The organism is Thermodesulfobacteriota bacterium, from assembly GCA_039028315.1.
Lineage (GTDB): Bacteria > Desulfobacterota_D > UBA1144 > Nemesobacterales > UBA2774 > CR02bin9.
Map to the genome: position 1 here is coordinate 1 of JBCCIH010000049.1, position 12,260 is coordinate 12,260.

The 12,260-nt window shown below is 43.0% G+C and carries 7 protein-coding genes; 1 reads left to right on the forward strand and 6 read right to left on the reverse strand.

Annotation, left to right across the window (positions count from 1 at the left end):
• The 3 genes from AAF462_04575 to bioB all read right to left on the reverse strand — a co-directional run.
• A partial coding sequence (locus AAF462_04575; GenBank protein MEM7008390.1) for an 8-amino-7-oxononanoate synthase occupies window positions 1–755 on the reverse strand: 755 nt, incomplete at its 3' end.
• Window positions 756–762: 7 nt separating this feature from the next.
• Window positions 763–2,121 carry an adenosylmethionine--8-amino-7-oxononanoate transaminase gene (gene bioA / locus AAF462_04580; protein MEM7008391.1) on the reverse strand — a complete coding sequence of 453 codons (1,359 nt, stop codon included), beginning with the start codon at window positions 2,119–2,121 and terminating at the stop codon, window positions 763–765.
• 57 nt (window positions 2,122–2,178) lie between these two features.
• Window positions 2,179–3,171 carry a biotin synthase BioB gene (bioB, locus tag AAF462_04585; protein MEM7008392.1) on the reverse strand — a complete coding sequence of 331 codons (993 nt, stop codon included), beginning with the start codon at window positions 3,169–3,171 and terminating at the stop codon, window positions 2,179–2,181.
• Between the two features lie 155 nt (window positions 3,172–3,326).
• On the opposite strand from bioB, the gene AAF462_04590 reads away from it, so the two are divergent.
• Complete coding sequence (locus tag AAF462_04590) at window positions 3,327–4,802, forward strand: aldehyde dehydrogenase family protein (GenBank protein ID MEM7008393.1); 1,476 nt, start codon at window positions 3,327–3,329, stop codon at window positions 4,800–4,802.
• Window positions 4,803–4,804: 2 nt separating this feature from the next.
• On the opposite strand, the gene AAF462_04595 is transcribed toward AAF462_04590, so the two are convergent.
• The 3 genes from AAF462_04595 to AAF462_04605 all read right to left on the reverse strand — a co-directional run.
• Window positions 4,805–6,289 (reverse strand): glutamate synthase subunit beta, encoded by a 1,485-nt coding sequence (locus AAF462_04595; protein ID MEM7008394.1) that lies wholly within the window; start codon window positions 6,287–6,289, stop codon window positions 4,805–4,807.
• A gap of 73 nt (window positions 6,290–6,362) precedes the next feature.
• Complete coding sequence (gene gltB / locus AAF462_04600) at window positions 6,363–10,964, reverse strand: glutamate synthase large subunit (protein MEM7008395.1); 4,602 nt, start codon at window positions 10,962–10,964, stop codon at window positions 6,363–6,365.
• Between the two features lie 200 nt (window positions 10,965–11,164).
• A partial coding sequence (locus AAF462_04605) for an NAD+ synthase (GenBank protein ID MEM7008396.1) occupies window positions 11,165–12,260 on the reverse strand: 1,096 nt, incomplete at its 5' end.

A 12,260-nucleotide genomic window follows, 5' to 3' on the forward strand; every position in this document is an offset into this window, starting at 1 on the left:
CCGGCTATGTATCCGCCAAGCGAGCCCACTGCTTTTGATAGTGTTCCCATAACTACAGGTATGCGGTCTTCAACACCAAAATGCTCTGTAGCTCCGCTTCCTCTCTCACCAAGCACCCCCGTTGCATGCGCCTCATCCAGCATAAGGATGCATCCGTATAGCTCGGCAATCTCAACTAACACTGGTAGATCGACAAGATCCCCATCCATACTAAACACAGAATCAGTAACTATAAGCTTTCTGCACTTTTTTTCTTTATCGGATTCAAGTAATTGTCTGAGATGATTTAAATCCAAATGATTATATATTCGCACAGTGGCTCGCGATAGACGCGCGCCATCAATAATTGATGCATGGTTAAGCTCATCACTGTAAATGATGTCATCGTTGCCAACAAGGGCAGAGATTGTCCCAACATTAGCCAGATACCCGGAGCTAAATAAAATAGCAGCCTCAGTATTCTTAAACTTTGCGATCCTATCCTCAAGCTGTCGGTGAAGATCAGAACTTCCGCTCACTAATCTTGAGCCGCCTGAGCCTGTGCCGTATTTCTCAAGAGCGATTTTGGCTGCCTCAATAACCTTTGGATCAACACTTAGACCCAAGTAGCTGTTAGATCCAAGCAAAACATATTTTTTGCCGTCAATTGTAACTTCAGGGGATTGGCCACTCTCAAGCTCTGTGAGTAGTCGGTAGAGCTTATTATCATGTATTTGGGCTAGTTCTTCTTTTATCCATTCAAGAGGGTCGGTCATAGTCTTATTATGGAGCTTCCGTGGCTTTTTTGATGGAGTTGTAAGTAACTTGTACTAATTTTTTAAGGTCTTCCATTGGAATTCCTACAGGAGGCATAAGAACTACCACATTTCCAAGCGGGCGAAGCAACACTCCGTCTTCCATAGCATTATCGGCAACCTGCCAGCCCATTTTTTGCTCTGGCGCATAGGGTTCTTTGGTCTCTTTATCCTCTACAAGCTCGATTCCCACCATAAACCCTTTGTTGCGCACATTACCAACGTGTTTTAAGCCGCTAAACTCTTTTAATTCATCTTCTAAGTATTCGATCTTTTCTTTTAATTCTGATAGTGTGTTGTAGTTCTCAAAGGCCTCTAAATTGCCCATGGAGGCAGCGCACGATACCGGGTTTCCGGCATAACTGTGGCCATGAAAAAATGTTTTAAAGTCCTCATAGTCACCTAAGAAAGCATCATAAACTTCTTGGGTAGTAATAGTCGCTGATAGCGGCAAATATCCGCCGGTTAAACCCTTTCCAAGAACAAGCATATCGGGGGTTACGTCCTCATGCTCGCAAGCAAACATCTTACCCGTTCTGCCAAATCCTGTGGCTACTTCATCCAAGATTAAAAGCACATCGTGCTTATTGCATGATTCCCTTACTTTAGCTAGGTAGCCCTCTGGTGAAACAATCATACCACCCGCTGCCTGAACATATGGCTCCATTATCACAGCCGCAATTTCTTCGTGGTGTTCTGATAGAATTTTATCAAGCTCTGTGGCGCATGCCGTATCGCAAGAAGGATATGTTTTATTTAGCGGACACCTGTAGCAGTAATAAGAAGGCGCACGGTAGGACTCAAAGAGTAGCGGCTTAAAAGTTGAATGGAATAAATCAATACCACCCACTGAAACTGCGCCTAGGGTGTCTCCATGATATCCGTTCTCTAGATATACAAACTTAACTTTTTCTGGCTTGTCTTTATGTTTCCAGTACTGAAAGGCCATCTTAAGTGCAACTTCCACTGCGCTTGCCCCGTCGCCTGAATAAAATACTTTTTTTAATCCCTCAGGACAGATCTCTATTAGCTCTTTGGCAAGCTCTGCGGCCGGTGGGTTTGTAACACCCAAAAGAGTACTATGGCTAAGCTTATCTACCTGGTTTTTAATTGCGTTATCAATTTCAGGAACCTTGTGACCATGAATATTAACCCAGAGTGAGGACACTCCGTCTATATACTTATTTCCTTCAGAGTCGATCAGATAGGCCCCTTCGCCGCCTTCAATAACAACTGGGTCCTTTTCCTCATACTCTTTCATCTGCGTAAATGGGTGCCAGATGAATTCTTTATCATATGAACCTAATTTTTTTGTTCTATCAGACATGGTTCTATTTGAAATTCGAAGTTAGGATAAGTTTAATACAATATGAGGTGAGTACAATTAGTTCACGTCGGTTCTTACCGGCATCTCTAGGTCATCCAGCATACGAAGATCCTCTTCCGGAGTTCTGCCTGGTGTTGTTAGATAGTTGCCAAGAATCATTGCATTTGCACCTGCAACAAGACCCATTGCCTGAAGATCTCTGAGGGTTACTTCTCTTCCGCCCGCTGTCATAAGGATCTTATCAGGAAGGATCAATCTGAAAATTGAAATGGTTCTTACAGCTTCAAAAGGAGAGACGGTCTCCATTTTTTCAAACGGAGTTCCCGGGCGTGGGTTAATGAAATTTATAGGTACCCAGCTTGGGCCAAGCTCTCTTAGCTCAAAGGCAAGCTCAAGTCTTTGTCTAACTGTTTCTCCCATCCCTAATATTCCGCCGCAGCAAAGGTTCATACCTACTTCTTTAACTAGTTCAGCTGTTTTGTATCTATCCTCGTAGCTGTGGGTACTGCAAACTTTTGGGAAAAAGCTCTTACAAGTTTCTAGATTGTGGTTATAGCGCCATACGCCATGTTCTTTTAGTTCGTATGCCTGTTCTTCTTTCAAATCACCAAGGGAGCAGCCGATTTTAAGATTAGTCTCTTCACGTAAGAGGTCAACAGCTTCAAGAACTTGTTTAAAAATCCTAGGTGTAGGTCCTTTGGCGCTTATTACGATGCAAAAGTCCATAGCTCCCATTTTCTCTGACTGCTTGGCTGCTAAAAGTATTTTTTCCTTTGCCATTAGCGGATGAGCAGTTACTTCAGTATCAAAATGAGCTGATTGCGAGCAAAATGAGCAGTCTTCAGGACAATTACCGGTCTGAGCGCTGATGATTGAGCGCAGGAATACTCCATCGCCCTTGTATTTTAAAGTAACTTTTCTCGCAAGTGAAATAAGATCAGGAACCTCAGCCTTTGAAAGCTCTGTAAGTGCTAGCGCTTCTTCAAATGTAATTGGTTCTTCTTTGTTTAAAAGTTTGTCAGAAAGCGTATTTAGTAATGAAATGACAATCCTCCGTAGTGCATCGTAAAAGCCTTTTTAGATTACTTTAACCAATATTATTGTCAATAATATTTAACATAGAGAGCATCAGGGAAAACAGATATGGCCTTTTGTATTTAAATTGTATAATCTTTTTCTACAAGACGCACAAGGGGGTTTTGATATTGGCTACTAGACTTAGGAAATACGGACTTTTTATAAACGGTAAAGAGGTTAGCGCTAAAGGCGGCAAGACCTATATAAGAGAAAATCCTGCCACTGAGGAGCCCTTTGCCCAGATAGCAGAAGCTCAAAAGCAAGACGTTGATAAGGCTGTTAAGGCCGCAGGCAAAGCGTTTGAGAGTTGGTCAAAGCTGCCGGTATCAGTGCGAGTAAAACACGTTCTGAACATAGCCCAGGCACTTGATAAAAACAAAGAGAAAATTGCCCTGACAAATACCCTTGAGACTGGTAAGCCTATAAGAGAAAGCAGGCTTGTGGAAGTCGGCGGCAGCATTAGAACTCTTGAGTATTACTGCGGAATCAGCGGAGAGCTTAACGGCGAGAGTATAAATGTATCAGATTCACAGCTCACTGTAACCATAAGAGAACCTATCGGGGTCGTAGGCCACATAATCCCTTGGAATTTCCCGCTTCTCTTGTCATTTTGGAAAATTGCACCTGCTCTTATCGCAGGCTGTACAATTGTGCTAAAACCGGCTGAGCATACGCCTTGCGGCATTTTAGAAGTGGCTAAACTTTGCTCTAAAGCAGGGCTGCCAGATGGAGTGCTCAATGTCATTCCTGGTGATGGCGCAGTAGCTGGGCAAGCTTTGGTTGAGCACCCCGGCGTAGCAAAAGTCGCATTCACAGGCTCCACTGAAGTCGGAAAGATTGTTATGAAAACTGCGGCTGACAATATAAAGAGAGTATCTCTTGAACTTGGCGGCAAAGCGCCATGCGTTGTATTTGATGATGTGAATATAGAAAATTGTATTGAAGCTACACTTAGAGGCGGGTTTTTCAATCAGGGAGAGAACTGCACAGCTGTTACAAGGCTATTACTTCACGAGAACATATACGATAAATTTCTGCGGTCATTCCTTAAAAGGGTTAGAAAAATCCGCATGGGAGATCCGCTTAAAGATACCACTGAGATTGCCTCAGTTATTTCCTCAGAGCATTTTGAGAGCATCAACAATTATATAAAGAAAGCTAAAAAAGAGGGCGGAAGGGTGGTTGCAGGCGGAAAAAGGCCAAGTAAATACAAAAAGGGCTATTTTATAGAGCCCACTGTGATTACAAATGTTGATTCTAAAGCAACCATAGCTTGTGAGGAGATATTTGGCCCAGTTGTGGCCGTAATACCATTTAAAACCGAAGAAGAAGCAATAAATATCGCAAATGATACCGTATACGGTCTTGCTGGCGGCGTATGGACTCAGGACTTAAATAGAGCCCTTAGGGTAGCTAAGAGAATAAACGCTGGTTATTTATGGGTAAATACATACGGCGGCATTATACCAGAGACGCCATACGGCGGGTTCAAACAAAGCGGCATAGGTAAAGAGCTCGGAAAAGATGGGCTCAATATGTATCTTGAGTCAAAAACTGTAAATATATTTATAGGGGAGAAAATACCGCCTTTTTATAAAGGCTAGTATTACGGAAGGTTAGTATATCCCATTAGATAGCGGTCGCACTCACGAGCAGCTTCACGTCCTTCATTTATGGCCCATACTATTAGACTTTGTCCGCGCCTAGCATCGCCTGCTGCGAATACACCCTGCACACTTGTCATATATTTGCCGTATTCAGCTTTGGCATTGGAGCGTTCATCTTTCTCTATATTCAGCTGATCTAAAACCGTTTCTTCAGGACCTAGGAAGCCAAGAGCCAAAAACACTTTATCAGCTTGCCAAACCTCTTCTGAGCCTGGGACTTCTTTAAATGATGGTCGTCCGTTGTCACCTTGCTGCCATTCAATCTTTACCGTATGGAGCTCCTTAACGTTGCCATCATCGTCGCCGACGAACTTAGTAGTAAGAACCTGGTATTTCCTGGGGTCTTCACCGAAAACTGCCATTGCTTCTTCCTGGCCGTAGCTAAGTGTGTAGACCTTTGGCCACTGCGGCCATGGATTATCAGCTGCCCGCTCTGATGGAGGCATTGGCAGGATTTCAAACTGCAGTAGGCTCTTACAGCCGTGGCGCATTGAAGTGGCAACACAGTCTGTTCCTGTGTCTCCTCCGCCAAGAACTATTACATTCTGATCTTTTGCAGATATATAGTTTCCGTCTTCAAGATTGCTGTCTAATAAGCTTTTAGTATTGGCTCTAAGAAATTCCATAGCAAAATGAATTCCTTTAAGTTCTCTTCCTTCTATCGGAAGGTCGCGCGGTTTAGTTGCGCCAGTGCAAATAACAACAGCATCAAAATCATCAATTAGTTTTTGTGAAGGGTAATCTTTTCCAATCTCTGTATTGGTTACAAATGTTATACCCTCTTCTTCAAGCAGCTTAACCCTTCGTTCCACCACAGACTTATCCAGATGGGGGTTTGGAATGCCGTACATTAAGAGCCCGCCTATTCTATCGTCTCGCTCATATACTGTGACTGTGTGTCCGGCTTTATTAAGCTGTGCCGCGCATGAAAGCCCAGCTGGTCCGGAACCTACAATGGCAACAGTTTTTCCAGTCCTGACTTCTGGTGGCTCGGCAATAACCCATCCCTCTTCAAACCCTTTATCTATAATTGTGCATTCTATATTTTTAATTGTTACGGCCGGCTCGTTTATCCCTAGCACACATGAGCCCTCGCAAGGAGCGGGACATACTCTACCTGTAAACTCAGGGAAATTGTTGGTCTTATGCAGACGGTCTAGCGCCTCTCTCCATAGCCCTTTAAAAACAAGATCATTCCATTCGGGAATTAGGTTGTTTATAGGACATCCGGATGTTAATCCCTCCAGCATATCTCCTGTTTGGCAAAACGGGATCCCACAATCCATACATCTTGAGCCCTGAACTTTTAATTTCTTCTCGGGCAGGTGCTTGTGAAATTCCTTCCAATCTTTAATACGCTCTGAGGGAGAACGGTCGGGTTCTAGTTCTCTATCATGCTGCATAAATCCAGTGGGATCACCCATTGTACTTCCTCCAAATCACTATCGCATTCTCGTTTATGTTCATATTTTTCTATTATTGTTAACAAAGAGGAAACTAATTACCACTGACGCGGGCAAGATCACTCTTATTTTCTTCAAAAGCTGCCATAAGAGCTTCATCTCCGCTAAGCCCCTTCTGTTCTACTCTTTCAATGGCCCCTAACATTCGTTTATAGTCTTTTGGCATTACTTTTACAAATTTTTCTTCTATATTACTCCAGTTTGAAAGAACTTCTTTTCCTCTTTCACTTCCGGTGTATTCAACATGATTCTTAATCATATCTCTAACTTCCTGAGCATCATCTGAGCTCATAGGCTCAAGATCAACCATCTCTTGATTGCAGCGAATTGAGAAATCGCCTTCTACGTCTAATACGTAAGCAACTCCTCCAGACATACCGGCCGCAAAGTTTCTTCCTGTGCTTCCAAGCACCACTACCCTGCCGCCTGTCATATATTCACAGCCATGGTCACCAACGCCCTCTACTACGGTTTTCACTCCGCTGTTTCTAACACAGAACCTCTCTCCTGCAAGACCTCTAATATATGCCTCACCACCGGTTGCGCCGTAGAACGCAACGTTTCCGATAATTATATTCTCTTCTGCAACAAACGTAGACTGCTTTGGCGGATAAACAATTATTTTCCCTCCTGAAAGACCCTTTCCTATGTAGTCGTTGGAATCGCCTTCCAAAATCAATGTCATATATCTAGGCACAAATGCACCAAAGCTCTGCCCTGCTGAACCATTGAAGTGAAGCCTAACTGTTTCCTCAGGCAGTCCGTCGGCACCGTACTTTTTCGTAAGCTCGCTTCCTAAAATTGTTCCTACGGTGCGGTCTATATTTTTAATAGGGACAATTGCCTCAATAGGCTCCGCATTTTCAAGTGTCGGTTTACATATATCTAATAGGACTTTGTTATCTAGCACTTCTTCAAGACCATGGTCCTGCTCTATCATGGAATACCTGCCGTAATCACTTGGAACATCAGGCTGATAAATCACATCCGACATGTTCACTCCTTTAGCTTTCCAATGGTCAATGACTTCTCTCATTTCAAGCTTATCAGTTCGGCCTATCATCTCGTTTATGGTCCTAAAACCAAGCTCTGCCATAAGTTCTCTAATTTCCTGGGCAATAAAATGCATGAAATTAACTACATGAGTCGGATCGCCCATAAATTTTTTGCGAAGCTCCGGGTTTTGCGTAGCCACACCCACCGGGCAAGTGTCTAAGTGACACACGCGCATCATAATACAGCCTAAAATAATAAGCGGCGCTGTTGAAAATCCATACTCTTCTGCCCCTAAAAGAGCCGCTATAACCACGTCGCGTCCGGTTTTCATCTGGCCGTCAGTCTCAAGTACAACCCTGCTTCTAAGGTTATTTATAAGTAGTGTTTGATGAGTCTCTGCAAGTCCAAGCTCCCAAGGAAGCCCTGCGTGCTGAATGCTACTCTGAGGAGATGCTCCGGTCCCGCCGTCATATCCGCTTATCAGAATTACATCCGCATGACCTTTTGCCACACCAGCGGCAATTGTGCCTACACCTACTTCAGAGACGAGCTTTACATTAATGCGTGCATTTTGATTTGCGTTCTTTAAATCGTGTATTAGCTCAGCCAGATCCTCGATAGAATAGATATCGTGATGAGGCGGAGGTGAAATAAGACCCACTCCCGGCGTTGAAAGCCTAACTTTTGCAATCCAGGGGTATACTTTTCTGCCAGGCAGCTGGCCGCCCTCTCCTGGTTTTGCGCCCTGAGCTATTTTAATTTGAATTTCTTCTGCGTTGACTAAATATTCGCCAGTTACTCCAAAGCGTCCGGAGGCAACCTGTTTAATTGAACTTCTTCTTAAATCCCCATTATCATCCGGGATGTTTCTATCCGTGTCCTCTCCGCCCTCGCCGGTGTTGCTCTTACCGCCGATTCTGTTCATAGCTATAGCCAGGCTCTCATGGGCCTCTTGGCTTATTGCTCCGTAGGACATAGCGCCTGTTTTAAAGCGCTTGCATATTGACTCAACCGACTCTACTTCATCAAGTGGAATAGGGTCATTATCAGTTTTTAGCTCTAGCAGACCCCTTAGGGTTGCGAGTTGTTTAGATTCATCCGTTACAAGATCTGAGAATTTCTTAAACTCTTGATAGTTATTTGTTCTGCATGCGCGCTGTAGCATGTGGACTGATTTTGGGTTAAATGCGTGATGCTCACCGCCCGGGCGCCATTGATAAAGTCCGCCCTCATCAAGAGTCTCCGGAACCACGTCGCGCTCCGGATAGGCTGTGTCATAGCGCATTTTTATCTCTTGAGTAATTACATCTATACCTGCGCCCTTAATCCTGGTCGGCGTCCAGGTGAAATATTTATCAATAAAGTCATGGTTTAGCCCAATTGCTTCAAATATTTGAGCACCGTGGTAGCTCTGAATTGCTGAGATGCCAATTTTGGACATCGTTTTTACCACGCCCTTAACTACGCTCTTGTTGTAGTTGATTATCGCCTTTTGTTTTTCAATACCGCCAAGCATACCCTCATCAATCATGTCTTCTATGGTTTCATAGGCAAGATAAGGATTAATTGCACTTATGCCGTATCCAATAAGCAGTGCAAAATGATGAACCTCTCTTGGCTCAGCTGATTCGAGCACTAAACCAACCTTCATCCTGTTACCGTTTCTGATTAAGTGGTGATGAAGACCGGCCGTTGCCAATAGTGCGGGTATTGGTGCGTTTTCCTTATTAAAGCCTCGGTCAGAGAGAATTAAGATGTTAGCTCCGTTTGATATTGCCTTGTCAGCGCTGTCAAAAAGTTCCTCTAGCGCACTCTCAAGCCCGGTGCTTCCATCTGCAATTTTAAACAGTATTGGAAGAGTCTCAGATTTAAAGTTGCCGCTATCAAGACTCTTTATCTTATTTAGATCCTGATTTGTTAACACAGGATCATTAAGTCTTATCTTCCTGCAGTTCAGTGGAGAAGGGTTTAAGATATTAGGCTCTGGCCCAAGAGTCATCTGGGTGGCGGTAATAAGCTCTTCTCTAATAGAGTCAATCGCAGGGTTAGTTACTTGTGCAAATAGCTGTTTGAAATATTCATAGAGCAGCCTAGGCTTGCTTGATAAAATAGCTATAGGAGTGTCTTTGCCCATTGATCCTATTGGTTCTACAGCATTGTTTGCCATAGGGCCAATTAAAACCCTTAGGTCTTCAAAAGTATATCCAAAAGCCCTTTGTCTAAGTAGAACTTTTTCATGATCTGACGGGTACTCACTCTCTGAATCAGATGCTTCGATATCGTCGATTGAAACTAAATTCTCGTTCAGCCATTCTCTATATGGCAGCTCTTTTGATAGTTTTTCCTTTAACTCTTGGTCTTCAACAATTCTGCCTTCTTCAGTGTCAATTAGAAACATCCTGCCAGGCTGAAGTCTTCCTTTTTGAAGCACCATCTCAGCAGGAACATCAAGTACTCCTACCTCAGAGCCCATAATTACCATATCGTCTTTTGTAACGTAGTAGCGTGAAGGTCTTAAGCCGTTTCTGTCCAGAATTGCACCAACTTTTGTTCCATCTGTAAAACCTATAGATGCCGGGCCGTCCCAAGGCTCCATCATACAGCTGTGATATTCGTAAAAGGCTTTTTTCTCATCACTCATGGTTGTGTGGTTTGACCATGGCTCCGGTATCATCATCATTACTGCATGCTCAATCGGGCGACCGGCGAGATACAAAAATTCAACACAGTTATCAAAGTTGCCGGAGTCACTGCCGTCGGGTGAGATTATAGGGAATGTCTTTTGAAGGTCTTCCCCAAAAACATCGGATGAAAATACCCCTTGTCTGGCATGCATCCAGTTGATATTGCCCCTCATTGTATTGATCTCACCGTTATGAACTATATAACGGTAGGGGTGAGAGCGATCCCAGCTAGGAAATGTATTAGTGCTAAAGCGAGAATGAACAAGCGCTATAGCAGATTCCATATCTGGATCATTTAAATCTGGATAGAATTTATCTAACTGCCATGTTGTTAACATTCCTTTATAAATTGTAGTTTTGCATGAGAGGCTTGCTATGTAGAAGAAATCCCCTCCTTTCATGCCTGAGAGTTTGATCTCATTTAAAGCTCTTTTTTGAACCACAAAGAGCTTACGCTCAAAATGCATCTGATCGCTTATTTGTGGTCCGGGTTTAATAAAAACCTGTTTTATAAAGGGCTCACAGGAAATTGCTGTATTTCCTAATGATTCATTATCAGTCGGAACATTTCGCCAGCCTAGAGGCTCTAAGCCTTCTTCTTGTAGTATCTTTTCAAAGGTTTTGGCGCACTCTCTTCTTTCCTCCGGATTTTGAGTAAAGAATATAGTTCCTACTCCGTAATTATCGTCTGATGGAAGTGCTATATCTATATCATTGCATACCTTTGTAAAAAATTTATGAGGTATTTGTATAAGAATCCCGGCGCCGTCACCGGTATTAGCTTCACATCCGCATGCGCCACGGTGTTCTAGATTTAAAAGCACCTCAATGGCGTTACGTACTATTTTATTCGATTTTTCGCCTTTTATATTGACCACAAACCCCATACCACAAGAGTCATGCTCAAAACTAGGGTCATAAAGACCCTGTTTAGGCGGATATCCCACAGGCTTCATAAAAACACCTTCCTAAAAATTATTAACAATTGAAGTAATTTTATTGATTACTTTAGAGGATTGACCCATAAAAAGCGGCCAACTGACCCATCATAAATTTAAGTTGAAACAGGCTACAAGTCAACTCGAGAAGCTTTTTGTCAACCCTAACAGTAGTATTTTAACATAAAAAGGCCCTTTTGCACATTTGTATCGGCTTATCAGCCTTTGTAGAGGTTGGTAATAGGAAAACGTCTGTCTTTTCCAAAGGCTCGGGCGGTAATTTTAACTCCCGGAGGGGCTTGTCTTCTCTTATATTCGTTTTGGTCAACCATTTTGATGATTCTCTTGACCATAGACATCTTAAATCCCTGCTCTACTATCTCATCTGCGCTTAAATCATCCTCTACATATGCTTTTAATATCGGATCCAGCACCTCATAGGGCGGAAGAGAGTCAGTATCCTGCTGATCAGGCCTAAGCTCTGCTGAAGGAGGCTTTGTCAATATGGATTTTGGTATTATCTGCTCACCGTTTGATTTGTTAAAATAGCGTGCGAGCTCATATACTAGAAGTTTGGGTACGTCTTTAATTACAGCAAACCCGCCTGCCATATCTCCGTAAAGCGTACAGTACCCAACACTCATCTCACTCTTATTACCTGTAGTTAGTATGAGCCAGCCAAACTTGTTTGAAAGCGCCATAAGTATATTCCCTCTTATGCGCGCCTGTAGGTTTTCTTCTGTTATATCAGGTTTTTTCCCTGCAAAAATAGTCGAGAAAGTCTCCTCATAAGATTTAAATGAATTTTCAATTGGGATATTAATCAGCTCAATGCCAAGATTCTTAGCTAATTTCTCAGAATCCGTTACGCTTCCCTTGGAACTATATTTAGAAGGCATTGAAACTCCGTAGACATTGTGCTTTCCAAGAGCTTGTACTGCAACAGCCGCGACAACTGCGGAATCTATGCCGCCGCTAAGCCCTATTGCAACTTTTTTAAAACCGTTTTTAGTCACATAATCCTTAGTACCCATAACAAGGGCTTTCAAGATTTCTTCCTCATTTTCACTAAAACTCTCAATCCGCTTTTTTAATACCGGTTTTGTTTTTCGTTTCATACCATTTGCAATTTCTATGACCTCTGCCCTTTCAGAATGCATCACAAGCGCATGTCGTTCCTTGCGTCTTCTTGGGTCATGAATTCTTGAGCGAAAAACCCTATTTACATTTATATCCGCTATTAGAAGGTCTTCCTCAAAAGACTTGGCTCTAGCTATAATATCGCCTGACTCTCCAATTACTACGCTGTGTCCG